19 protein-coding genes and 1 pseudogene are annotated in these 23,674 nt (G+C 71.6%); 15 read left to right on the forward strand and 5 right to left on the reverse strand.

Annotation, left to right across the window (positions count from 1 at the left end):
* Window positions 1-216: 216 nt before the first annotated feature.
* The 8 genes and pseudogenes from AB0I41_RS17680 to AB0I41_RS17715 all read left to right on the forward strand — a co-directional run bounded on the left by AB0I41_RS17680 (window position 217) and on the right by AB0I41_RS17715 (window position 8,014).
* Window positions 217-588, forward strand: coding sequence for a YciI family protein (locus AB0I41_RS17680; RefSeq protein WP_357108256.1), 372 nt, complete (start codon window positions 217-219; stop codon window positions 586-588).
* Window positions 585-1,796, forward strand: a complete 1,212-nt coding sequence (locus tag AB0I41_RS17685) for a DUF6596 domain-containing protein (protein ID WP_357108259.1) — start codon at window positions 585-587, stop codon at window positions 1,794-1,796. Before AB0I41_RS17680 ends, AB0I41_RS17685 begins: the two co-directional genes overlap by 4 nt.
* Window positions 1,797-2,132: 336 nt before the next feature.
* Window positions 2,133-2,933 carry a hypothetical protein gene (locus AB0I41_RS17690; RefSeq protein WP_357108262.1) on the forward strand — a complete coding sequence of 267 codons (801 nt, stop codon included), beginning with the start codon at window positions 2,133-2,135 and terminating at the stop codon, window positions 2,931-2,933.
* Between the two features lie 197 nt (window positions 2,934-3,130).
* Window positions 3,131-3,298 (forward strand): annotated as a pseudogene (locus AB0I41_RS17695) (IS3 family transposase); the annotation flags it as partial.
* Between the two features lie 171 nt (window positions 3,299-3,469).
* Entirely contained in the window at window positions 3,470-4,357 is an 888-nt protein-coding gene (locus tag AB0I41_RS17700; RefSeq protein ID WP_357108264.1) for a S1 family peptidase, read from the forward strand.
* 442 nt (window positions 4,358-4,799) lie between these two features.
* Window positions 4,800-5,768 carry an IniB N-terminal domain-containing protein gene (locus AB0I41_RS17705; RefSeq protein WP_357108266.1) on the forward strand — a complete coding sequence of 323 codons (969 nt, stop codon included), beginning with the start codon at window positions 4,800-4,802 and terminating at the stop codon, window positions 5,766-5,768.
* A 308-nt stretch (window positions 5,769-6,076) separates the two neighbouring features.
* Window positions 6,077-7,183 carry a hypothetical protein gene (locus tag AB0I41_RS17710; protein WP_357108268.1) on the forward strand — a complete coding sequence of 369 codons (1,107 nt, stop codon included), beginning with the start codon at window positions 6,077-6,079 and terminating at the stop codon, window positions 7,181-7,183.
* 150 nt (window positions 7,184-7,333) lie between these two features.
* Window positions 7,334-8,014 (forward strand): hypothetical protein, encoded by a 681-nt coding sequence (locus AB0I41_RS17715; protein WP_357108270.1) that lies wholly within the window; start codon window positions 7,334-7,336, stop codon window positions 8,012-8,014.
* Window positions 8,015-8,274: 260 nt separating this feature from the next.
* Here the strand turns inward: AB0I41_RS17715 and AB0I41_RS17720 are convergent, their stop codons facing one another.
* A complete protein-coding gene (locus AB0I41_RS17720; protein ID WP_357108273.1) occupies window positions 8,275-8,583 on the reverse strand; it encodes a hypothetical protein in 309 nt (102 codons plus the stop codon).
* A 936-nt stretch (window positions 8,584-9,519) separates the two neighbouring features.
* Entirely contained in the window at window positions 9,520-10,329 is an 810-nt protein-coding gene (locus tag AB0I41_RS17725) for a hypothetical protein (protein WP_357108275.1), read from the reverse strand.
* Window positions 10,330-10,515: 186 nt separating this feature from the next.
* Here AB0I41_RS17725 and AB0I41_RS17730 point away from each other — a divergent pair, with 186 nt between their 5' ends.
* The 4 genes from AB0I41_RS17730 to AB0I41_RS17745 all read left to right on the forward strand — a co-directional run bounded on the left by AB0I41_RS17730 (window position 10,516) and on the right by AB0I41_RS17745 (window position 15,544).
* Window positions 10,516-11,376: a zinc metalloprotease gene (locus tag AB0I41_RS17730; RefSeq protein WP_357108278.1), complete on the forward strand. Its 861-nt coding sequence runs from the start codon at window positions 10,516-10,518 to the stop codon at window positions 11,374-11,376.
* 281 nt (window positions 11,377-11,657) lie between these two features.
* A complete protein-coding gene (locus AB0I41_RS17735; RefSeq protein ID WP_357108281.1) occupies window positions 11,658-13,391 on the forward strand; it encodes an N-acetylmuramoyl-L-alanine amidase in 1,734 nt (577 codons plus the stop codon).
* A gap of 324 nt (window positions 13,392-13,715) precedes the next feature.
* A complete protein-coding gene (locus tag AB0I41_RS17740; protein ID WP_357108283.1) occupies window positions 13,716-14,861 on the forward strand; it encodes a sensor histidine kinase in 1,146 nt (381 codons plus the stop codon).
* Between the two features lie 20 nt (window positions 14,862-14,881).
* On the forward strand, window positions 14,882-15,544 hold the full coding sequence (locus AB0I41_RS17745; protein WP_357108286.1) for a response regulator transcription factor: 663 nt from the start codon (window positions 14,882-14,884) through the stop codon (window positions 15,542-15,544).
* A 72-nt stretch (window positions 15,545-15,616) separates the two neighbouring features.
* Here AB0I41_RS17745 and AB0I41_RS17750 read toward each other — a convergent pair whose 3' ends face one another.
* Window positions 15,617-16,039, reverse strand: a complete 423-nt coding sequence (locus tag AB0I41_RS17750; RefSeq protein WP_357108289.1) for a DUF6223 family protein — start codon at window positions 16,037-16,039, stop codon at window positions 15,617-15,619.
* Between the two features lie 291 nt (window positions 16,040-16,330).
* Window positions 16,331-17,389, reverse strand: coding sequence for a S8 family peptidase (locus AB0I41_RS17755; protein ID WP_357108293.1), 1,059 nt, complete (start codon window positions 17,387-17,389; stop codon window positions 16,331-16,333).
* 311 nt (window positions 17,390-17,700) lie between these two features.
* Between AB0I41_RS17755 and AB0I41_RS17760 the strand changes: the two genes are divergently transcribed.
* From AB0I41_RS17760 to mptB, 3 genes are all read left to right on the forward strand, one after another.
* Window positions 17,701-18,948, forward strand: coding sequence for a M14 family zinc carboxypeptidase (locus AB0I41_RS17760; RefSeq protein ID WP_357108295.1), 1,248 nt, complete (start codon window positions 17,701-17,703; stop codon window positions 18,946-18,948).
* Window positions 18,949-19,175: 227 nt separating this feature from the next.
* Window positions 19,176-20,255 (forward strand): lysylphosphatidylglycerol synthase transmembrane domain-containing protein, encoded by a 1,080-nt coding sequence (locus AB0I41_RS17765; protein ID WP_357108298.1) that lies wholly within the window; start codon window positions 19,176-19,178, stop codon window positions 20,253-20,255.
* A 361-nt stretch (window positions 20,256-20,616) separates the two neighbouring features.
* Entirely contained in the window at window positions 20,617-22,173 is a 1,557-nt protein-coding gene (gene mptB / locus AB0I41_RS17770) for a polyprenol phosphomannose-dependent alpha 1,6 mannosyltransferase MptB (protein ID WP_357108432.1), read from the forward strand.
* Here mptB and AB0I41_RS17775 read toward each other — a convergent pair.
* The gene (locus AB0I41_RS17775; protein WP_357108301.1) at window positions 22,057-23,673 is read right to left on the reverse strand and encodes an ATP-binding protein; all 1,617 of its coding nucleotides are present in this window, start codon (window positions 23,671-23,673) and stop codon (window positions 22,057-22,059) included. The genes mptB and AB0I41_RS17775 overlap by 117 nt on opposite strands.
* Window position 23,674 lies beyond the last annotated feature (1 nt).

The raw sequence follows: 23,674 nt of genomic DNA on the forward strand, positions 1-23,674 counted from the left end.
GGAGCGGTCGAGAGCTTCTTGACATCGGTACGGACGGGAAATCTCTCGTGTCTGCCACAGCGGGGGCACCAGAAATGACGACCTCGCGGTCCGGGCGATGCGGCGGCGAAAGACTCATGCGTAGGTTCGGACGGGGGATGTCAAGACTGCGGCGGCGGCTCCGACCAACCGGCTGAAGGGCCCAAGCTGGGGCTCGCGAACGACGAGGAGTACGAGGTGCAGTTCCTGATCAGCATGTATATCAACCCGGCCGTGCTGGACGCGCTGACCGACGAGGAGAAGGCGGCGATCGGCGACGGCCACGGCAAGTTCATCGGGACGCTGAAGGCGTCCGGCGAGTTGATCACCACGCAGGCGCTGGTCGACCCGTCACAGGCCGCTGTGGTGTCCGTCCGCAACGGCCAGCCGGTGGTGACCGACGGACCTTTCCTGGAGTCCAAGGAGTATCTGGGCGGTTTCTACCTGATCGACTGCGAGAACAAGGAGCGGGCGATCGCGCTGGCATCGCAGATCCCGGACACCGCGATCGAGGGTCTGGGGGTCGAGGTGCGGCAGGTGATGTTCGCTGACGGACAATTGGAGGCATGACAGCACCAGCCATCGAGGACCTGCTGCGTGAGCTAACGCCGCAGGTCCTCGGCATGTTGGTACGTCGGCACGGCCAGTTCGAAGGGTGTGAGGACGCCGTACAGGAGGCCGTCCTCGCCGCCACCGTGCAGTGGCCGGCCGAGGGAGTGCCGAACAACCCGCGCGGCTGGCTGGTGACTGTCGCGTCCCGGCGGCTCATCGACGAGATGCGCAGTGACCGCGCGCGCCGCGAGCGGGAGGCAGCGACGGCCGCCGAGGTGGTGGCCGAGGGCGTACCGGACATCGACGACTCGCTCGTCCTGTTGTTCCTGTGCTGCCATCCGACGCTGACCGCGGCCTCCCAGACCGCCCTGACGCTGCGGGCGGTCGGCGGCCTGACCACTGCCGAGATCGCCCGCGCGTTCCTGGTGCCGGAGGCCACGATGGCGGCCAGGATCAGCCGGGCCAAGCAGCGCATCAAGGCCGCCGGCAGTTCGTTCAGCCTGCCGGACGGCGCGGAGCGCGAGGAGCGGCTACGGGTCGTCCTGCAGGTGCTCTACCTGATCTTCAACGAGGGCTACACCGCCTCCTCAGGCAGCCAGTTGCACCGTGCCGACCTCGCGCACGAGGCGATCCGGCTGGCCAGGATGGTGCACGCGCAGCTGCCCGAGGACGGCGAGGTGACCGGGCTGCTCGCGCTGATGCTGCTGACCCACGCCCGCCGGGAGGCACGTACGACGGCGGCCGGTGAGATGGTGCCGCTGGACGAGCAGGACCGCACGAAGTGGGACCGCGGGCTGATCGACGAGGGCACCGAGCTGGTCAAGGCGTCGCTGGCCGGCCCGGCGCTGGGGCCTTATCAGCTGCAGGCCGCCATCGCCGCCACGCACGCCGACGCGGCCACGGCCGAGGAGACCAACTGGCCGCAGGTGCACGCGCTCTACCTGATCCTGGAACGGGTCGCGCCCAACCCGATGGTCACCCTCAACCGGGCGATCGCGCTCGCCGAGACCGACGGCCCGCTGGCCGGGCTGGCCCTGCTGTCCACGTTGAACAGCGACGAGCGGATGGCCGGGCATCACCGGCTGCTGTCCGTACGGGCGCATCTGCTGGAGAAGACCGGCGACACGGCCGGGGCGTACGAGGACTACCGGCGCGCCGCGAAGTCCACCGCCAGCATCGCCGAGCAACGCTACCTGGAGTCCCGGGCCAGCCGGTTGAGAAGATAGATTCTGCCCCAATCCACCACCAGGTCGGCGTGTTTGACCGAGGACCAGCCGGTCTGCGCCAGCAGATGCTCGTGCCGCACCCCCGGAAGAGTACGGGTGCCGCCGCCCATCACCCCCCACCCCGCAGGCCGGAACTTTCCTCCTTGACGCACCAGAGATATCGATGGCTTCGTCGTCGCGCCGCACTCGCTCACCACCCCGGCGAACCGGGTCCGGGCCGAGTTCACCGCGAGCCCGGACCGGGGCGGCACGGTCGAGGTCGAGGCACGTGGGTGGCGATCGGACGGGTGGACCGAGTGGCGGGCCGCCACCGACGAGGCCGTCTTCGACCAGCCGGTGACCCAGGTGCAGATCCGGGTGGTCCTCACCGCCGAGACGTCGAGCGCCGCCCCCGCCGTACGCGCGGTCCGACTCACCGCCGACTCGGTCGTCACCACCATGGGCGCCACCGCCGGCCTGACCTACCGGGTCTACGCCACCCGCGAGGGGCTGGTCGGCGGAACCACCGCCAATGGGCACGTGATCACCTCGCGGGACCACTTCGTCGCCCTGCCCTCCCGCCGCGGCCTCTCGCCGAACTACAGCGGCGACTACACCGTGCGGGTCTGCACCACCTCCCGCAGCCGCTGTGAGTACGCGCCGGTCTGGGACGTCGGCCCGTGGAACACCAAGGACGACTACTGGAACCCGAGCAGCGTCCGGGAAATGTGGAAGGACCTGCCGCAGGGCTTGCCGGAGGCACAGGCGGCGTACCAGAACGGCTACAACGGAGGCAAGGATCAGTTCGGGCGTATCGTGGCCAACCCCGCCGGGATCGACCTCGCCGACGGCACGTTCTGGGATGGCCTACTGCTGAGCGACAACTCCTGGGTCGACGTCGCGTACCTCTGGACCGGCACCGGCACCCGGGGCACGGTGGGCAGCGGCCCGCTGAACGTGCGCTCCGGTCCGAGCACCAGCTACTCGGCCGTCGGCCTCGCCGCGACGTACGCCAAGGTGCCGATCGAGTGCTACGTCACCGGCCAGACGGTCAGCGGCCCGTACCGCACCACCAGCCAGTGGGACCGCCTCGCGTCCGGCCACTACGTCAGCCACGCGTACATCTCCAGCGTGAGCGGTACCGTCTCGGCCTGCTGACCCCGACCGTGTCGGGTGCGCGGCGGGTACCCCCGCCGCGCACCGACTTTTCCCGCGCGCTGGCGCTGGCCGGCCGCCGATCAGGACCGTTCGGCGGCGGCCCAGGTCTCCCGCAACAGGGCGAGCAGGCCGCGGCCGTCCTCGGCCCGTGCGTCCGGCGCCGGCGAACCGGCTGTCCGACGCCGAACGCGCCCACGTCCGCGGTGCTCGACAGCGACCGGTTCGTCGACACCACCGTGACTGAGGCGTTCGCGACGCTGCTCGACGAAGGCGTGTACCTGGACTCGATCTCCACCCTCTACCAGGTTGTCGACCGGCGACGGCAAGCCCGACACCCCACCCGGGCCCGCCCGGAGTTGACCGCCACCGCACCCGGTACGTCCATGAACTCGCATCTTGCGAACTGATTGATGTACGCCGATACTGACGAAAGTGTCTGTCTGGAGGACGACATCGGCTGACCCGGCGATGCGTCTCCCGACGACGACTCACAGGGCCATCACCCATCTGGTCCTATCACTCCTGAGGAGGAGACAGTGAGGATCAAGCTCAACCCATCCCGCAGTCGCATCGGCCGATCCGCCCAGCTGCTCGCCGTAACCGTCGGCATGGCCGCCACCACCGCCTTCGCCCTACCGACCGCCGCATCGGCATCCCCTCAGGACTACAGTGCCAGCCAGCTCTCCCAGGTGAGCGACGCGGTGCAGCAGTCGGGCGTCGAGGGCATCGCCTGGCACGTGGACGCCGCATCCAACCGCGTCGTCGTGACCGCGGACAGCACCGTCTCCCGCGCCGAGATCGCGAAGATCAAGCAGACGGCCGGCGCCAAGGCCGGTGCGATCCGGGTCGAGCGCGCATCCGGTGTCTTCACCCCGCTGCTGTCCGCCGGCGACGCCATCTACGGCGGCCAGTACCGTTGCTCACTCGGCTTCAACGTCGTCAGCGGCAGCACCTACTACTTCCTCACCGCCGGGCACTGCGGCAACGTGGCCAACACCTGGTACACCAACTCCAGCCACACCACCCTCATCGGCCCGACCATCGGCTCCAGCTTCCCGGGCAACGACTACGCGCTGGTCCGCTACGACAACACCTCGCTCAGCCACCCCGGCGGGTACTCGGTCGCGGACGCGTTCGTCGGGGAGTCGGTCAAGCGCACCGGGTCGACCACCGGAACCCACAGCGGAACCGTCACCGCGCTCAACGTCTCGGTCCGCTACGTCGGCCAGGGCGGCGGCACCGTGAAGGGCATGATCCAGACCACCGTGTGCGCCGAGCCCGGCGACTCCGGCGGCCCGCTCTACGACGGCACCAAGGCGCTCGGCATCACCTCCGGCGGCAGTGGCGACTGCAGGTCCGGTGGCACGACCTTCTACCAGCCCGTACGCGAAGCGGCCAACGCGTACGGCGTGACCGTCTACTGATCCACCAGCGAGGCGAATGAAAAGGGCTCCCGGCCGTGGCCGGGAGCCCTTTTCCGTCACCGCCTTGGCCATGAGTAGCGTGTCGGCCATCACCTCGGCCCACGCCTGCCTGGAACGAGGCGGCCGATGGCAGCTCGGCGACCGGGTGGCGCAGGGTTGGCCTGTACGGGCCCGACCGTCTCGCCTGCCTGTTGGTCGGCTCAGTCCTGGCCCACCTCTGATAGATCCACGGCTTGGTTTACTGCCGTGCAAGCGACACTCCGGTATGGGGATCCTGCACAGTGGAGGTGCCGCGGTCCCTGGTCCCCCTAACGCACGAGGGGGCGGAGGCCCTATTCCGGCGGGAGGGGTTGCGGGCCGACCCCCGATGCCTGACGGCGGCCATCCGTCATACCGTCGCTGTCAAGGTTCGAGGTCGCTTACGTCTGAGGAGTACCAGCACATGGATTCGCAGCAGACCACTCCCGTTGATTCGCACCAGACCACTCCCGTGGATTCGCACCAGACCACTCCCGTGGACTCGCACCAGACCGTGCAGATGAACGGACACATGACGCTGCAGGACTTCGTGCTCAGCCTGCTCAGCGACCCCGACGCCAAGGCGGCGTTCGACCACGATCCGGAGGGTGCGCTGCAGGCCGTCGGGCTCAGCGACATCACCGCTGCCGACGTGCAGGACATGGTCCCGCTGGTGGTCGACTACGCCTCGGTGGCCCCGGTGACCGGTCAGCTCGGGATCGACTCGCCGGTGGCCGACGCCACCGACGTGGTCGGCCAGCTCCAGACCGCGCCGCAGGAGACCAGCATCAGCGGCACCTACAGCGGTGTGGACGTCAAGGCCGGGGTCCTGGGCGCCATCGCCGTCGACCCGACGGCCGTCGCCGTCGGAGCCACCGTGCTGCCCGGGATCGGCCTGGGCGTCGGGCCGGACGGTCTCGGCGCCGATCTGACCGGGGCACACGACGTGGCGCACACCCTGGACGTCGACATGGTGGGCGCGGTGGACATCGTGGCCGACCCGATGGTCGGGGACGTGGCCGGCACGGTCGGCAGCCCGGACAGCATCCTGCACGCCACCGACCACGGTCTGCTCGGCACCACCGACGGCCTGCTCCGGGGTGTGCTGTCGGGCGGCCAGGGCCAGGTCGGCGGGATCGGCGGCTCGCTCGGCGTTGACGACACCCTGGGCGGGCTCGGCCTGGGCGACGGCGGTGGCGGCGTGGTCGTCCCGGCCGACGCGCCGTCGATCGTGGGCGGGGTGACGCACCAGGTCGACGGCGTCCTGCCCGGTGCCACTGGCACGGTCGGTGGCCTCACCGGTGACGTCACCGGCGGCGTGACGGCCGACGCCGGAGTCCACAGCGAGGTATCCGCCTCGACCGGGCTGGGCTTCACCGACGGTCTGCTCTGACCGGTTCCGGTGGGAGCAGAGGGCCGGATCGCCACGGACGATCCGGCCCTTTCCCCATTGCGATGCCGACCACTTCGGGGTCGGCGCAGCGCTGCACCATCCCGTCGCCGCCCCAGACCAGGATCAGCTCGGCGTCGGCGGTGCTCGTGCTCATGACCCCGGCGGTACCCAGCGGCCGGAGCGTCCACGCCTGACCACGGCGCGACGCGCCGGATTTCGATCAGCGGCAGGCTGTGATCGGACGACCGCATTCGGTAGAGTGCGGGCGTTGATCGTCGGCGATGGTCGAGGGTCGGAGAGGTGCCGGGATGACTCGACGGGGCGGGCGGTGGACGCGGGTCGCGCTGCGCCTCGGGCTCCTGCTCGGCGGGGTCGTCGCGGTGTGGGGCGTCCACGAGGCATCCACCACCGCGGCCGCCCACGCCGCCGACCGTCCGCCGGCCGCGCCGGTGAACGCCGCCGTCGACCTGCTCACCGGCGTCCTCCACCCGATCCTCGACACGACACCACCGCCGGCACCGGAAAAGCCCGCCGACGAGACGGCCCCCGGCACCCCGCCGAGCGGAGCCGCCCCCCACCCAGCTTCGGGCCGTCCTCCGGCCTTGCCCGTGGCCCGGCCGGCGAACCAGGTCACCCCACCGCCGGCCCACCCCGTCCAGGTCGACACGCCGAAGCCCGCCGCCGACGGCCCCCGCCGCCCGGCGACCCGGCCGCGCGGCGGGGAGGTGCTGGCACCGGTGGGTGACGTTCTCCGTCCGGTCACGGAGCCGGCCCTGGCCGGGGTCCTGACCCCGGTGAGCGAGGCGCTACGACCGGTAACCGATCCGGTGCGGGCCGGTGTGCTCGCCCCCGTAGCCGGCGCCCTCAGCCCGGTGACCCAGCCGCTCGCCCCGATCCTCTCCCCCGTCTGGCGAGAGCTGGAACCGGTGCTCGAGCCGCTGGACCCCGTGCTTGAGACCCTCGAGCCGGTAACGGACCTCCTGGACCCGCCCACCGGCCCGCCGGCCACGCCACCACCCGCGCCACCACCCGCGCCACCACCCGCGCCGCCGACCGGCACGGTCGGCGGCCCCGTGACCGGCACCGGATCGGTCGGCGAACCGGCCGGGCCCGTTTCGGGCCCCGCCCCTACGAGCACCTCGACGGACTGGCAGAAGACGACACAGCTCTCGGCCCCGCCGCGCCTCGTTCGTTCGGACGGGCCGTACCCGCTCCGGCCGGACGCGGACTCCACGCCAGCCATGCCCGCCCCCGGCACCAGTGGATCCGGCTCGTCCGGCACCGTCCACGGCCACGCCGCCGACGCCCCCACGTCGGTATGGACCCCGCCCAGCCTGGCGGGGCACCGCTGCCACCCGACAGGCGGCGACGCCCTCCCGTCCCACTCGCCCCGCCCGGGCACCCGGCCCGCCTGACCGGCGGGCCGTTCCGTGCCGTCCGCGCGGCATCGGCGGCCTCTGCGTACCCGTATCCCTGACGGCCCCTGATGGCCCGCGCCGGTCCCGCGACGACGCCGGCATCCTTCCCCCGACGTACCCGATCACGATGGTGACCAGGAGTTACCCATGAACGTGACCCAGCCCGTCGTCCGGGCCCGGTGGTGCGACATCGACCGAATCGCCGATCTCGTCACCGAGGCCCTCTCCCCCACCGCCCTCGGCGCCTGGCTCGTCCCCGACGAGCAACGCCGGCCGACCATCCTCGCCGCCGTGGCCCGGATCTGGACCGAACACGCGCTGCTCTTCGGCGACGCGTTCCTGCTCCCGGACGGCACCGCCGCCACCGTCTGGTTCCACCGCTACCGGCCGATCCCGCCCCCCGCCCGGTACGCCGACCGACTCGCCGACGCGTGCGGCGAGCACCGCGACCGGTTCCTCCAATTCGACCAAGCCCTCGCCGCGCGGCGGCCCACCGAGGCGCACAACCACCTGGCGCTGCTCGCCGCGCCGGGCCCGGCCGGCTCGGGCCGCGCCGCGGCCGTCCTCGCCGGAGCGCAGCGCCGGATGGACACGCTCAGCCTGCCCACATACGCGGAGGTCTCCACCGACGCCGACCTCGACCTGTTACAGCAGCACGGATACACCCACCGAGACGCCTTCCCCGTCGGCTGCCACACCACCACACACGCGATGTGGCGGCTGCCGCCGTACTGGACCGGCCGGTCCAGCCGCAACAGCCACTCACCCGTGCACCGTCCACTCGTCCTGTCCCACAACAACCCGTCAATCCGGTGGGCGCTGCACTGATCCACCCGACCTGACCGGGGTGGCCCCGCCACCCCGGTCAGCGGGCCGCAGTACAGCGCTTCACCAGTGGGCGACCCGACACGAGGATCAGCAGCATGGACCCGATCACGGCGACCCACCGGAGCAGGGCGGCGGCCGGCCCGCGCTCGCATCGGTGGAACACGCCAGGCACCGCCAGGTCTCGACTGACCCATCCCGAGCCTGCGCCTGTACCGCAAACCGATGCGCCCCGCCCGGTTCGGGCGGGGCGCATCATCGTGTCAGCGGACGTGTGTGCCGCATCGTTGTGGTGCCACCGGCAGGCCCTCGCCAGCCTGCGGCACCGTGTGGGCCGCCCGGTCGGCGGCCACCTCGATCCGTGGCGATCGGTCCGTCGGCAGGTGCGCCGGGTCGGCGATCACGACCACATCCACCTCCCCGTCGATCATCATCTGCTCGACGGTCTCCCATGGCGCCCGGACGATCCCCTTCAACCGGTAGCCGCAGCGGCGTGTGTGGTTCAGACCTGCCACGGCGGCGGGCTCCACCAGCTCGATGTCGACGGGGATCCATATCACGGCTATCTCCATGACCTCTCCTGACCAACGTCGTGGACCTGGATGAGTGATCAGGAGGTGCCGCGGTGGTGGAGGGCCCCTTTCCACCGGCCGGCTCGTGGCGCGGCTGTCCAGGGCCGCCGCGGTTCCCCCTCTGCACAGCGGTGACGCGGACGGCGGTGACCCCGGTGTGGCCCAGGACGCCGGCAGGTCGACGCCGGCGGCCCTGGCCGCGGCGGACGCGGACGCCGGCGCCAGCCACAGCGTCGGCAGCCCCGGTGCAGGGCCTGCGGGAAGGTCCGGCGGCGGCGCTTCGACGGCAGCCGCTGGCGGCAGCCGATGCCATCCGGGGGCGCGGGCGGGGCTTGGCTGGTCGCACGGCGAGCCGGGCATCGTGGGCGTCGCCGATGGCGACGGCGACCGCGGAGTTGACGTCATGTTGGGTGAAGCCGCAGGAGCCGAGGCCGCCGGGGTGGGAACCGTGGGCGAGGGCGCGACGCCGGGCGCGGGCGTGCCGGTCGGCGTGGCGGTCGGCGTGGCGGTCGACGTGGCGGTCGGCGGCTTTACCGAGGGCAGGGGCGGCGTGCTGGCCGGCGATGTCTCGATCACGTCCGGCAGCAGCGTCCTGACGACCTCCGGCCGTACGACGGCCTCCACCGGCCGGGGACCGGATGGCAGCGGCAGCGGGTCGGCGTGGGCGACGTCAGCGCCCAGGGATGCGCCTGCCGCCGCCACCCCGAGCGTCATCGCCCGTAGCCAGAGCCTCACCCGACACATTCTCTCCCGCGAGCACGGTACATCGTCAACGGTCCATGGCCCATTCGCCACCTGCCGAAGGAAGCCGAGACGGCGCGGTGACGCTTCGAGGAGTTGCTCGAGGAATGCTTCAGCCGGGCCTCAAGCTCCCCGATCCGCGCAAGCGCCCACTCCAGCCGCCTGCCCGACGTCCTCGACGGCACGGGCGCAATCTCAGGAGACGCCCAGTCGCCAGGTGGTGGCCGAGCAGTACGACTCGCCGGGATTGAGCACGGCCGAGGGGAACGTGGGCTGGTTCGGGGCGTCGGGGTGTCGTTGGGTCTCCAGCGCGATTCCGTCCCCCGCCAGGAGCAGCCTGCCGTCACGGCTGGTGATCGTGCCGTCGAGGCGATTGCCGGTGTACACCTGCAGCGACGGCTGGTCCGTGCTGATCTCCAGGAAGCGTCCACTCTCCGGATGCTCCAGCCGCGCTGCTCTGCGCATCCCTTCGCCCCGCAGATGGAAGGCGTGGTCGATGCCGACCATCCGCTTTATCTGGGGATGATTGTGGCGAGCTCGGTGACCGATGGCGGCTGGCGTCGTGAGATCGAAGGGTGTTCCAGCTACCGGATCGAGGCGCCCGAGGGGAATGGCGCGATGGTCGACGGGCAGGTAGGTGTCCGCCTCGTTCGTCCTGAGTAGGTACCTCTTTCCCCCGAGTGTGAAGCGGCCGCGGGCGATGCGGTTGGCGTAACGGCCCACCGTCGCGCCGAGGTACGGGTTGGTCGGGGAAAGGTATGAGGCCACGTCCGAGTAGCCGAGGACGTTCGTGGTCTGAACACGCTCCGCCATCACGCGGGCAGGGCCGGTGACCGGAGTGGTCGCCGGCCCTGCCGTGGGCAACAGCCCGTGTCCAGCTACGCCGGCGGGGTGCTCTCCAGGATCAGCGCCGACGGCACCGTGGCGATGGTGGCCGACGGACCACTCCGGGGCCCTGGGGCTGCTGGTGACTGCGGACAGTGCCGGGATCGGGCATGATGACATCGGAGGTCAGTGACCTTGTCGCGGCGACCCTCGTCCATCCCGCTCTGTGGCCCCCTCCATCCCCCATGCGAGAAAGGTGCAACGATGCACAGGAGATCGACGTTCCAGCTGGCAGTCCTCACCGCTACCGCTGCGACATTCCTGGCGGCCGGTGGAGCCTCCGGGGCGGTGGGTACGGCAGCGTCCGTGACCGCCTCCGCGGGTGTTGCGGCGTGTGAGCCGGGTGCCGAGGGGCACAGCGCGGCGCGGGTGAGCGAGGGCGCCACCGCCCAGGAGCCGGAGCTCTATTCCAAGAATGAGGCAAACGCCTACGGCGTGATCAAGGATTCGCCGCGCCTGGCCAACGGCACCGTCGCCGTGCCGACGGTCTTCCACATGATCTCCGACCACCCCCTCAGTGCCGCGGAGACGACCAGGTGGAACACCCTGATCGCGGCGCAGATGACGGTGCTCAACGATTCGTTCGCGGGCCGCACGGCGGCGGACGCCGCCGACACGCCGTTCCGGTTCGACCTTGTCGACACGACGTGGACGGTGAACAGCGACTGGTACACGGTCGTGCCGGGCAAGAACGAGCGGGACATGAAGAAGGCGCTGTACACCGGCGACTCCCGCACCCTGAACGTGTACGCGGCCGACATCGGCGGCGGGCTCCTCGGCTGGGCGTACTTCCCGAAGGGTTACAACAACGGCCGGGACTACATCGACGGCGTGGTGATGCTCGACGAGTCGATGCCGGGCGGAACGGCGGGCAAGTACGCCCTGGGTGACACGCTGACGCACGAAGTCGGGCACTGGCTGATGCTGGAGCACACCTTCGCGCACGGGTGCTCCGCTTCCGGCGACTACGTCGCGGACACTCCGCGGGAGGCGGCGCCGCAGTTCAACTGCCCGGTGGGCGCGGACACCTGCACCGCACCCGGACTGGACCCGATCCACAACTTCATGGACTACACGCAGGACTCCTGCATGAACATGTTCACCGCAGGACAGGCGGACCGAATGAGCGACGCCTGGGTGGCATTCCGGGCCGGTGGCGCCAAGTAACCAAGCCTTGCGGGGGTTGGCGGGCCGCGGTCAGCGGCCCGCCAACCCCTTTTGTATACGCAGACCGAAGCGCGGGACCGCCTCGGGATTTGGTTGACTTCCCGTGCTGCCCAGCGCCGAGGAGTACGCCATGCCGAAGCCGTATCCGGCGGAAGTTTGGCCGGAGTACGTCAAGGATGGAATCCCGCACCCCCCGATCCACCGCATTAGCCTACGCATGTAACGCCCCGGACATTGATGGCGCTTTCCCTCCGGTGAGATCATTTCGGAGGGACTCAACTGTGAAATTGACGGGGATCCGCTGGAGCCGCCGGACGGCCGGCATCGGGGCCGCGCTGGTGGCCACCGCCGTGACCGGAACGGCCGGCCTCGTGGCGGTGGGCTTCGGCGAGGACGGGACCGAATGGGCCGGCGCGGACGCGCCGGTCACCACGGCGCTGCACACCGTGGACTTCCCGGCCGCCGATGACCGCGAGGTGACCATCCCGCAGCGGGACACCGACCACTTCGCCATGGTCGGGGTGACCTGGGCGAACCCGAAGATCGATTTCGAGGGCACCATCTCCGTCCGGACCCGGGCGGTCGGCGGCGGCTGGTCGGGCTGGCTGCCGCTGGAGCTGGACAACCACTTCGGACCGGAGCCCGGCGCGGAGGCGACCAACGGAAAGGCGCGCGGCGGCACGGACCCGCTGTGGGTCGGTCCCTCGGACGGGGTCGAGGTACGCGCCAAGGCGGCTGGCGGCCGCAGCAGCGACCGGCTCCCCGCCGGACTGCGCCTGGAGCTGGTCGACCCGGGCCAGCCGGAGCGCCGCAAGGCCGGCGCTGCCGGTGCCGGGCAGGTCCGCCACGAGCGCCTCCAGCCGGTCGCCGAGGTGCAGGCCCTGGAACCCACCCCCACCGACCCGACGCCGACCGACACCACGACGACCGAGCCGGCGCCGACCGACACCGCCACCACGACGGCGCCGCCCGAGACCGCCGCCCCGACGCCGACCGAAACCACCGCCCCGGCGCCGACCGAGACCACCACGCCCACGCCCACCACCTCTGCGCCCGCGCCCACGACCAGCTCCCCCAGCGCGTCGCCCAGCCCCACCACGGCCCCGAACCCGATCCGCACGCCGAAGGTGGTCACCCGCGCGGGGTGGAAGGCCGACGAGTCGATCGTGCTCGACCCGCCGACGTACGGGACCACGGTCAAGGCGTTCTTCGTGCACCACACGGCCGGCACCAACAGCTACAGCTGCGTCGACTCGGCGGCCATCGTCCGGGGCATCGAGGTTTACCACGTGAAGAGCAACGGCTGGAACGACATCGGCTACAACTTCCTGGTCGACAAGTGCGGCGTGGTTTTCGAGGGCCGCAAGGGCGGCATCGACAAGCCGGTGACCGGGGCGCACACCTACGGCTTCAACACCGACACCGCCGCGATCGCCGTGCTCGGGACGTACATCACCTCCGGCGCGCCCACCGTCGTCCAGGACGCCATCGCGCACGTCGCGGCGTACAAGCTCGGCCAGTACGGGAACGACCCGTACGGCAGGGTCACCCTGGTGTCCGGGGTCAACGGCAAGTACGACCTCGGCGAGTCCGTGGTGATGAACCGCATCTCCGGTCACCGGGACGCGGTGGCCACGGAGTGCCCGGGGGACTCGCTCTACGCCCAACTGAGCGGAATCCGGACCAAGGCGGCCATGATGTCTGGTCTGGCACTCACCGGCCTCACCGGCCGCAAGTCCGGCACCACCTACTACAGCCGGGGCTCGTTCACCGCTTCCTGGTCGGTGGGCACGCCGAGTTCCCTCATCAACAGCTTCGAGGTACTGGTGGATGGGAAGGTGGTGGTCACCACGGCGGGCACCGCCCGCTCGGCCGGGGTCACGGTGACTCCCGGCGCGCACACCCTGCAGATCCGCGGCGTGCACCGGCTGGGGTGGACCGCCACCACCACCGCGCAGGCCGTCGTCGGCGACACCACCCTGCCGACCTTCGCGACGCAGAGGGGGACGCGCTGACCGACGCGTGGCGGCAGCGCTGGTGACGGCTCGCCACCGGTACGCGCGGCTCAACGCACGCGTCGCGGCGCGGGAGCCTGCTGTTCCCCGCGGCGACGGGGTGCTGTTCCTGCGCTGACGTCGGACGAGGACGGGCCCCGGGGGGATTCCTCCGGGGCCCGTCCTCGATTCCGGAACCGGGATCTTCCCGGAAGTGCCGGCGGGCGCCGGAGGCCTCGGTACCGACGCCCATCGCCGTCAGATCGCCACCACCTCGCGCCGGCGCCTGATACCCGGACGGCCGGGCAGTCTCCCGCCCAGTTGCGGGAGGTTAGGCTTCGGCGCATGTCGAGCTGGCGATGGCACGACCGGGCGGCGAACACGGCCCTGGTGCTTGTGGTCGGCCTGGTGGCCCTCGTCGGCCTGGTGGTGCAGTCGCGTGACATCGACACCGCCGCTGAGTGGGCGGCGCTGCTGGCCGTGCTGGCATCCTCCGGCGCGCTGTACCTCCGCCGCCGCCATCCGGTGGCGGTGGGCGTGGTGGCGCTGGCCGCCGTCGGCGCGTACGGAGCACTGCTGCACCGGCCCGGGCCGATCATGCTGGTGTTCGTCGTGGCGCTCTACACCGTCGTCGACGAGGGGCACCTCGCGGTCGCCATCGGGCTCGGTCTCGCCTCGGTGGTCGCCTTCGCCGTCGCGGACAGCTACAACAGGACAGCCAACAGTGTCAACGGGGCGACGCTGCTGCACGCCGGTTGGCTCATCGCGGTCATCGTCGGCGTGACCCGCAACCGCCGGGCCTACCTCACCGAGGCGCAGGCCCGGGTGCTCGCCGCGGAGCAGGGCAAGGAGGAGGAGGCCCGGCGCCGGGCCACCGAGGAGCGGCTGCGCATCGCCCGCGAGCTGCACGACGTGCTCGGCCACCACCTCTCGCTGATCAACGTGCAGGCCAGCGCCGCGCTGCACCGCCCGGACCCCACCCGGTCCGCGCAGGCGCTCACCGCGATCAAACAGACGAGCAAGGAGACGCTGCGTGAGTTGCGGACGACGCTCGGAATCCTGAGGCGGGAGGGCGAGGCGCCGACGACCGCGCCCGGCCTGAACCGCCTCTACGAACTGGTCACGACGGCCGGGCGGTCCGGGTTGGAGATCCGCACCGAGCTGGCCGAAACCCGGCCGCTGCCGCCGGAAGTCGACCTGGCGGCGTACCGGATCGTCCAGGAGGCGCTCACCAACGTGACCCGGCACGCCGGTGCGACCGCCGCGGTGATCCGGGTCCGGCCCGACCGCGACGACGTGCTGGTGGAGGTCGAGGACGACGGCACCGGCGCACCGGGCCCGCCCGGCAACGGGATCCTCGGCATGGGTGAGCGGGCCCGGGCGCTGGGCGGTTCGCTGACCACGGGCCCCGGTCCGGACGGCGGCTTCCGGGTGCGCGCCCGCCTCCCGCTGCGGCCCGGCCAGGTGCCGGCGGGAGCGCCGGCGCTGTGATCGGAGCCGGGGGACGCGGCGTGATCCGGGTGCTGCTCGCCGACGACCAGACCCTGGTACGCGCCGGCTTTCGGTCCATCTTGGACGGTGAGGAGGGCATCGAGGTGGTCGGCGAGGCCGCCGACGGTGCGGAGGCGGTGCGGCTCGCCCGGCAGGTGCGGCCGGACGTCATCCTCATGGACATCCGGATGCCCGAGCTGGACGGCCTGGCCGCCACCCGGGAGATCGCCGCGAGCTCAGATGTCCGCGTGATCATCTTGACCACCTTCGACCTGGACGATTACGTCTACGGCGCGCTGCGGGCCGGCGCGAGCGGTTTCCTGGTCAAGGACACCGAGCCGGCGGAGCTGATCCACGCCGTGCGGGTGGTGGCGCGTGGTGACGCGCTCATCGCGCCGTCGATCACCCGCCGGCTGATCTCCGAGTTCACCGCCCGGGTCACGCATCCGGACCCGGGACCGCGGCTGAACGCGCTCACCGAGCGGGAGCGTGAGGTGATGGCGCTGGTCGCCGCCGGCCTGTCCAACGACGAGATCGCGGCGCGGCTGGCGCTGAGCCCGGCCACCGCGAAGACGCACGTCAGCCGGATCATGACCAAGACCCAGGTCCGGGGCCGGGCCCAGTTGGTGATCCTCGCGTACGAGTCCGGCCTGACCGTTCCCGGCTGGCTCGCCCACTCCTGACAACACCCGCCGGAACAGGCCCATGAGGGGTAGGAATCACCACACGGACCATGACCCGGCACCATGGCCGGGTCACCCGGTGCGGCGGGAGCGGGCCAGCGCCAGCCCACCGAGGACCACGGCGATCAGCCCCACCACCAGGGCCACGATGCCCCCGCCCAGCCCGTTGCCGGTGCCGAGACCACCGTCGGCAGTGGCCACGACCAGCCCACCGATGACCATGCCGATCAGCCCGAGCACCGGGGCCACGATGGCCCCGATTCGCCCGTTGCCGGTGCCGATACGACCGGCGGAGCGGGCCAGCGCCAGCCCACCGAGGACCACACCGATCAGCGCCACCACGGCGGCCACGATGGCCCCGATTCGCCCGGGGCTCATGGTGTAAACATCGGCAGCGGCCGGCTGGACCGAGACGTGCGCGGCCGCCGGTGCGGCAAGCCCGAACCCCCCGAGCAGGGCGGCTGCGGCGGCGGTAAGCAAGTGTCGGACGTACATCGAGGATCCCTTCGGTCGAATGACGGGTACAGGCGGCAGCGTATGTACCGGCCTGGTCACGGGTCGTCATGCCGAAGTTGCGATGGGCCTACCACCCGGGTTGTACGCGCTCGGGGCGTCGTACCACCACGGTTGTCTCCCCCAGATCATCCGTGAGTGAGGCTCCTGGACGGGCAGAGACAGAACGAGCTCATCCACTCCGTACAGGCGCCGCTGGCGCTTCCGCGCGATCTGCGACTCGACCGTACCGGTCACATCCAGCGGCGCCCGAACCTCGATCGGCAGTCGGGGTCAGGTACGGGGTGCGGCCACGGCGGCCTGGGCGTCGATGATGCCCCAGCCGTACAACGGGGAGTAGACGCCGCGCAGGCCGACGAGCGGGGTGCGGGCAGTCGACATCAGCACCGAGTACACGTTGTTCAGGCTGCGCCCCTGGGCAAAGAGCAGGGCCGCGACCCCCGACACGTAGGGGGTGGCCATTGACGTGCCGGCGTAGGCGTCGTAGTCGCCTTGCCCGCAGCTGGCCGAACCGGTGCCCACCGGCACGCTGGACCACACGTCGTCGTCGCAGTTGACCAGGCCGGCGCCACCGGGGGCGGCGACCGCCTTCAGGTCAGCCTTCGCGCCCAGGTTGGAGTACCACGCCTTCACCTCGTTGCGGTCGGTGGCGGTGACGCAGAGCGCGCCGGCTTCCCAGGCCGGGGTGTCGCAGAGGGGCGCGGTCTCGTTGCCAGCGGCGGCGATGACGGCGACGCCCTTCGCCTGTGCGTACGCGATCGCCTCGGTCGCGTCCGACTCGAGCCCGGTGAGCGTGAGGGCCTGGGAGCCCGGCAGCGCGCCGAGACTGAGGTTGACCACCTTGGCACCATGGTCGGCCGCGTAACGGATGCCCGCGGCGATGTCGGCGAAGCTACCGCTGCCCGCCTCCAGCACCTTGATCGGCATGATCTTCGCGTCGGGCGCGACTCCGGCGACACCGACACCGTTGCCGGTGGCCGCGGCCGCGATGCCCGCTACGTGGCTGCCGTGCTCGTCGCTGGCGTCTGCCATGCCGTTAGGACCGCGCCAGTCGCCGTCGCCGCAGGAGGTCAGGCCGCAGTTGACGAAGGTCGCGCCGGGCACGAGCTTGGACCTCAGGTCCGGGTGGTTGAGGTCGACGCCGGTATCCACGACCGCGATCACCACGCCACTTCCCGTGCTGGTCGCCCAGGCCTGTTCGGCGTGGATCTGCCGCAGGCCCCACTGCTTGTCGTACAACGGATCGTTGACAGCCGCCTGCGCGGGCGTAGCGACGACGGCCAAGATGGCGGTGGCCACCGCGGTGGTGGCGAGTAACCGGGATACCGACATGGGGCTCTCCTCAGGATGCGGCAGCGCTTCCTCTATCTATCGGCGATCATGGCTGGAATGTAACAACGGCGCCGCGACGTACTGGCGTTCCTGTTCGGACAGCCGGGTCGACGATGGCCGAACGCTGAGCAGCCTTTCGTCGCGGCGCAGAAAAGCTACGCGGTCTCGGAAAGAAGTGAAGCTTTTCGTTGCGAAAGCAGGGACGGTCGGAGAGGATCATCGGAACCCGCAGGTGGTGGGCTTGCGAGTCCACGTGCCGTCGGTCCGAACTCGATCCGGCGCACCCGTCCGGATCCACGGAAGGAGCATGCGTGCCCGTTCTCCCGATCCCCGCTGTCCTCCGCTCCCGCAGGGCGCTGGCCGCCGCCGCACTGACCGCGCTGACCGGCTCGATCCTCGCCGTCCCACCGGCATCGGCCGCCGCACCCGAAGGGTCCGCCCAGGGCACCTGCAAGATCGCCGACGACCCGTCCTGGTCCGGCTGGAGCAACCACGAGCAGGTCGGCCGGCAGCTCGCGCAGATCGCCCAGGCCAGCCAGGGCCGGGTCACCGTCGACGTGGTCGGCCACTCCCCGCAGGGCCGGGAGCTGTACGCGGCCCGGGTCGGCACCGGCGACCGGGTGCTGCTGGTGACCAGCGCCATCCACGGCAACGAGCGGACCGGCACCGAGGCGCTGCTGGGCATCCTGCGCCAGCTCGGCGCCGCCGGCGACGCGCAGACCCGGCAGATCCTGGGCGAGGTCACCCTGGTGGCGATGCCGATGGTCAACCCCGACGGCGGCGAGCTCAACCGGCGGATGAACGTCCGCTCCTGGGCCGACACCGTGACCGAGTTCCCGCAGCTGGCCGGCGCACCCCGGGCCTGGTACCACCGGCTCAACGGCGACGGCATCGACCTGCCCGGCTTCGACCTCAACCGGGACTTCAACCCCGACCTCGACTATGTGCCCCGGGCCGGCGACCTGCCCGGCCGGGACACCGACGCCGGTTTCTTCCTCTCCCCCGAGTCGCGGGCCATCCGCGACGTGTACGTGGGGCTGCGCGCCGAGAAGGGTGCCGTCGACGCGTACGTCGACCTGCATCACATGGGTCCCTGCGACCGGCTCACCGGCGGCGAGCAGGACGGCAAGTTCATCTCGGTGTCGCTGGACTACCCGCCGCTGGGCGTGCAGGACGGCGCGAAGTACCGGGCGCAGTGGCCGGCGCTGGACCAGGACAAGTCTCGCCGCTTCGCGCTCACCGTCGCCAACGGCATCCAGGCGAGCTACGGCAGCCAGTCCCCGGCGGCCGCGATCGGCCGCTACTACCACCCGGACGCCCGTGAGTACGCCGGTCAGGGGCGCTCCGCGCTCGCGCTCAACGGCACCGGCACCGTGCTGTTCGAGGTGCGGGGCCAGCAGGACGACCTGGGGCAGAAGCTGCACGGCATGCTGGTACAGAGCGTGCGTACCGGCGTGGAGTCGCTGATCCTGGGGCTGGCCGACGGCACGGTCGACCGGGTCGACGGTGACGACTTCTTCGACCTGCCCGACTACGGGTGGGACACCGCGGCGGACTGACCGCCGATCGGACTGCGGCGGTCGTGCGGGCAGGGGGTGCCGGTACGACCGCCGTGCCGCGTCAGCCGACCAGAGGGGCCGCGCCCGCTGGCCGAGGACGGCCGAGCCGGCATCGGAGCTGGGTGTGCACCTCTTGGCGGCTGGCCGCCTGCCGCCTGCCGCCGAACCCAGCCAGTGGCTTTCCGATCACGAAACGTGAGCGTGCGAGCGTTTGCGAGGATCAAGTGATGTGCGCCTCGCCCGCGTCCCCGTCGGAGCCGCCGCCGGTGCCCGGGCTAGCGGAGGAGGCCAAGGGTTCCTGGCGTACCCGCTGGATACGCCTGCTCGCCGTCGCCGTCTCGGTGATAGCCCTGGCGGCGGTCGGGTTGCACGGCCGCCTGCCCGACCCGAAGGAGTTCCTCACCGCCCTCACCGGCGCCGAGTACGGCTGGGTCGCCCTCGCCACGCTCCTGCAGATCGCCTCGATCGCCGCCTTCGCCGGCCAGCAGCAGCGCCTGCTCGGCTCCCTCGGCGTCCGCCTCCGCCGTCGCCGCCTGATGGCGATCACCCTGGCCCGCACGGCCATCTCGATCTCGGTCCCGGCCGGCGGGGCGGTCTCCACCGGCTACGCGATCCGCGAATTCGAGCGGGCCGGCGCCGCCCGTGAGATCGGCGCGGTCTGCGCGGTCGTCTCCGGTCTCGCCTCCATCGGCGGCCTGGCCCTGATCTACGCCGGCGGCGGCGCCGTCCTGCTCACGTACAGCTCGACGACGTCGCTGACCTGGCGCCCCCTCATCATCGTCGCGGTCCTCGTCGCGCTGACCGGCGCCGCCGTGGCCCTCGGCCGCCGCCTGACCGACGAGCCGCTCGACGCAGAGCCCGCCAAACACCACGGCCGCGTCGCCCGCTACCTGCACGGCCTCCTCGTCTCCGCCCGCGACGCCTGGCGCGCCGGCGCCGGCCTGCGCGCCCGCGACTGGTGGGCGGTCCTCGGCTACGCCACGGCGAACTGGCTGACCGACCTCTTCTGCCTGGCCGCCTGCACCCGCGCGCTGGGCCTGCCGGTCGACCTGATCGCCCTGGCCGGCATCTACCTCGGCGTGCAGATCGTCCGCCAGGTCCCGCTGACCCCCGGCGGCATCGGCGTCATCGAGACCGCCCTGGTCGCGGGCCTCACCACCTCGGGCGCGACCGCGATCAGTGCCACCGCCGCCGTCCTGATCTACCGGCTGCTCTCCTGCTGGCTGCTCATTCCGGTGGGCGGCGTCGCCGCCCTCGTCCTGCGCCGCCCCGGCTCCGGACGGGCAACCCCGGACTCCGGCCGGTAGTCATCAGCCGACGACCCGCTGGTCGCCCTGCCCGCCGCCGTGACCTCCGGGCTCGTCGCGGTCACCGGTGATGGTTACGAGCTCGGCGGGCGGGCCGCATCCAAACGCCCGGCAGCGAGTGCGGCGGGCAGGGGTGGGTACGCACCAAGCTGTACGACTGCCGGGCCGAGTCGGTCAACGTCGTGTACCACCGGTCGGGCCAGCGGCGTGTGATCGAGCGCCTGCGGGGAGTCTGCCGTTTCGGCCGCTACATTCAGCGAGCGGCGTAGCGCTTCGGTTACCTTGAGCAAGGATCGTGGCCGCTGGCGCGGTAGGCCACAGCGCAGTGCGTCTCTCTGAGGTGACGGATGAATGGGTGCTGATGGTTCTGTATGGCGCTGCCGCCAAGCGAAGAGACGAGTCGAAGTCGCCACGTTCCCTGACTGGCGACCGGATGCTCGGGGTGATCGGGTCAACCGTGACCGCGGCGGGCGGACTGCTGTCGGGGGTGACGCCTCTCGGCGAGATCGCGATCGACCTGCCCCTCATCCGGGACCTGCGAGCGTCGGCGACGCTGTCCGTGTTCGTGGTCTACCTGGGGCTCACGATGCTCCTGCTGGCCTGGTGGCGCATCGGCGCGGCAGCACGCACTCCCGGCGGCCCGTCCCGGCGCGAACTGGTGACGACAGCAGCATGGTGGGGGGCACCGTTCGCCTTTGTGCCCCCGATCTTCAGCGGCGATGTCCACAGCTACCTTGCCCAGGGCGCGATGACAATGGCGGGCCTGGACGCGTACCAGGTGGGCCCCGCCGCCCTGGGTGGTCCCCTCACCGTCAACGTGCCCGCAATCTGGCAGCACACCCCGGCGCCGTACGGCCCGATCTTCCTCGCGCTCGCCGGCGCCGTGACGGAGTTGACCGACGGCGGCGTCTGGGCCGGCATCGTCGGGATGCGGGTGCTGGCACTGCTGGGCGTGGTACTGCTGGTCTGGTCGGTGCCTCGGCTCGCCAGCTTCTGCGGGGTGCAGCCGGCGGCCGCGCTGTGGCTGGGCGTGCTCAACCCTCTCGTGCTGCTGCACCTGATCGGCGACGCCCACAACGAGGCGGTGATGCTGGGGCTGATGTGCCTGGGGTTGCTCCTGGCGCTACAGCATCGACCCGCGATCGGCGTCGTGCTCATTACCCTCGCCACCCTCGTCAAGGCGCCAGCGGGACTGGCGATCGTCTTCGTCATCCCAATCTGGGCGCAACAGATTGACGGTCGACGGGCAAGGCTGAGGGCAGCCCAGCGAACTGTCCTTGTTGCCGCCATCACCGCCTTGGCGGTCACCGCCCTGACAAGAACCGGGTTCGGCTGGGTACGCGCCCTCGACGCCCCCACGCACGCGCACACCTGGATGTCGGTCACCACAGATCTGGGTTGGGCTGTCGGCACACTGCTGTCTCACCTGAGCGGCGTCGAGGTCGACCACACCATCCGAGCGTTCTGGTTGGCCGGAATGATCGCCGCCGCGGGCGTCAACCTGGTCCTGTGGCGGCGCGCCACGCGAATTGGACCGTTGTCCGCCCTCGGCCTGTGTCTCGCGGCGATCGTCATCGCCGGCCCGGTGGTGCACCCGTGGTACCTGCTCTGGGCGGTCGTACCACTGGCAGCGGTCGCCCGCAGTGTCGCGATCCGTCGTACTGTCGCGATCGGGTCGGTGGCCCTCGTCCTGCTGGTCCTGCCCGGCGGCGTCCAGCCGGGCCCTGAGGCGCTTCTCGGTGCTGCTCTGGGATCGGTGGCCGCCCTCATTGCCACCGCGGCGTTCACGCGCCTGACGCCCTCAGCTCGATTCTCCACCCGTGCGGAATGGGCAGAGTCCGCGGAACGTCTTCGGTTTCGTGTCCGCCGTGCCGGTTTTGCAGGTGGCGGCCGTCGGCGACAAGCAGCCCGGCGGTGAACAGCAGCGGGTCACCGGGCAGGAAAGGTCCACCGGCAGCAGCACGGTGACCGTGGTGCCGGCGGACGGATGGGCGCAGGGCAGGTCGTACCGGGTGTCCGTGCGGTGGTGGGCCCCGGCGGAGCAGATGCGCAGCTCGCCGTGGTGGGCGCGGACGATCGCCTCGACGAGTGACAGACCCAGGCCGGTGCCCGGTGACGTGCGGGCGGTGTCGGCGCGGGTGAAGCGTTCGGCGGCGTGCGGCAGAAAAAGCGGGCTCATCCCGGGGCCGTGGTCGTGCACGGTGAGCCGGACCAGGCCGTCGGCCGAGGCGGCGACGACCTCGACGGGCGGCGCGCCGTACCGGGTCGCGTTGTCGAGCAGGTTGGTGACGACCTGACCGAGGCGGGTGGCGTCGCCGCGGACGGTGAGGCCAGCTGTGATGTGGTCGCTGATCGCCTGTTCGGTCGCGCCGGTGCCGGTCCGGTACCGGTCGACCAGGCCGGTCAGCAGCTCGCTGACGTCCACCTCGGGGGCCATGGCGTCCTGGACGGGTGGCACGCCGACGGCGAGCAGGGCGTCGGCGAGGGCGATCAGGTCGGCGGTGTCGGCGGCCGCGCTGCGCAGGGCCCGTTCGAGCTCGACGGCGGTACGGGGCCGGCGCAGGGCAAGCTCCAGCTCGGTGGACAACAGCGTCAACGGGGTACGAAGTTCGTGACTGGCGTCGTTGATGAAGCGCCGCTCCCGCTCCAGGGCGGACTCCAGGGCGGCGAGCATCACGTTGAGGGTCCGCCCGAGCCGGGTCACCTCGTCGTCGGCCCGGTCGGGCACCTCCAGCCGTACCCCGGTGGCACCGGCGGCGATCCGGGCCGCCTCGCTGCGGTAGCGCTCCACGGGCGCGAGCGCCGCCCGCGCGAGGCGGTAGCCGACGAGGGAGGCCACCGCCAGCGCGGCCAGGTTGGCCAGCGCGAGCTGGCCGATGAGTTCCCGCAGGGCCTCGTCGCGCTGGTCACGGCGGACCGCGGCGACGGTGACGGCGGGCTGCCCGGCCGGCGGTGCGGCACCCGGACGCACCGCGACGGCGTACAGGCGCAACGGGCGGGCACTGATCGGCAGCAGGGTGCCCCGGTCGGCGCGCACCGGCTCCCCCAGTGCCCGTTCCAACTGGTCGGGGGTGAGCAGCGAGCCGGCCGGCAGGCCGGAGCTGGCGGCGAGGACGTGGTTCCCGGCGTCGAGGACCTGCCAGTACTCCCCCGGACCGGTCCGGGCCGAGTTCGGAGACACCCCGCCGGTGCGGGCGAGATCGGTCAGTTGCGCCGACCGGGCGGCCAGATCCTCGTTCAGTCGCAGATCGAGGGCGTAACGGACACGCACGTAGACGAAGGCACCCGCGCCGGTGAGAACCACCAGCATCGCCACCGCGAAGCCGGCGATCAGGCGGACGCGCAGCGGCAACCGTCCCAGCGGGCCGGCGCTCGGCTCGCCGGCCACCGACCGGGTCCGGACCGCTGGGCGAGGCACG

This window comes from Micromonospora sp. NPDC050200, from assembly GCF_040656135.1.
In the GTDB taxonomy this organism is placed as follows: Bacteria; Actinomycetota; Actinomycetes; order Mycobacteriales; family Micromonosporaceae; genus Micromonospora.

Excerpts from the sequence above, each read along its gene's own strand:
- AB0I41_RS17685 (WP_357108259.1), top strand. The coding sequence starts at position 585 with ATGACAGCACCAGCCATCGAGGACCTGCTGCGTGAGCTAACGCCGCAG.
- AB0I41_RS17705 (WP_357108266.1), top strand. The coding sequence starts at position 4,800 with ATGGATTCGCAGCAGACCACTCCCGTTGATTCGCACCAGACCACTCCC.
- AB0I41_RS17710 (WP_357108268.1), top strand. The coding sequence starts at position 6,077 with ATGACTCGACGGGGCGGGCGGTGGACGCGGGTCGCGCTGCGCCTCGGG.
- AB0I41_RS17715 (WP_357108270.1), top strand. The coding sequence starts at position 7,334 with ATGAACGTGACCCAGCCCGTCGTCCGGGCCCGGTGGTGCGACATCGAC.
- AB0I41_RS17720 (WP_357108273.1), bottom strand. The coding sequence starts at position 8,583 with ATGGAGATAGCCGTGATATGGATCCCCGTCGACATCGAGCTGGTGGAG.
- AB0I41_RS17725 (WP_357108275.1), bottom strand. The coding sequence starts at position 10,329 with ATGTCATCATGCCCGATCCCGGCACTGTCCGCAGTCACCAGCAGCCCC.
- AB0I41_RS17740 (WP_357108283.1), top strand. The coding sequence starts at position 13,716 with ATGTCGAGCTGGCGATGGCACGACCGGGCGGCGAACACGGCCCTGGTG.
- AB0I41_RS17750 (WP_357108289.1), bottom strand. The coding sequence starts at position 16,039 with ATGTACGTCCGACACTTGCTTACCGCCGCCGCAGCCGCCCTGCTCGGG.
- AB0I41_RS17755 (WP_357108293.1), bottom strand. The coding sequence starts at position 17,389 with ATGTCGGTATCCCGGTTACTCGCCACCACCGCGGTGGCCACCGCCATC.
- AB0I41_RS17765 (WP_357108298.1), top strand. The coding sequence starts at position 19,176 with ATGTGCGCCTCGCCCGCGTCCCCGTCGGAGCCGCCGCCGGTGCCCGGG.
- mptB (WP_357108432.1), top strand. The coding sequence starts at position 20,617 with ATGGTTCTGTATGGCGCTGCCGCCAAGCGAAGAGACGAGTCGAAGTCG.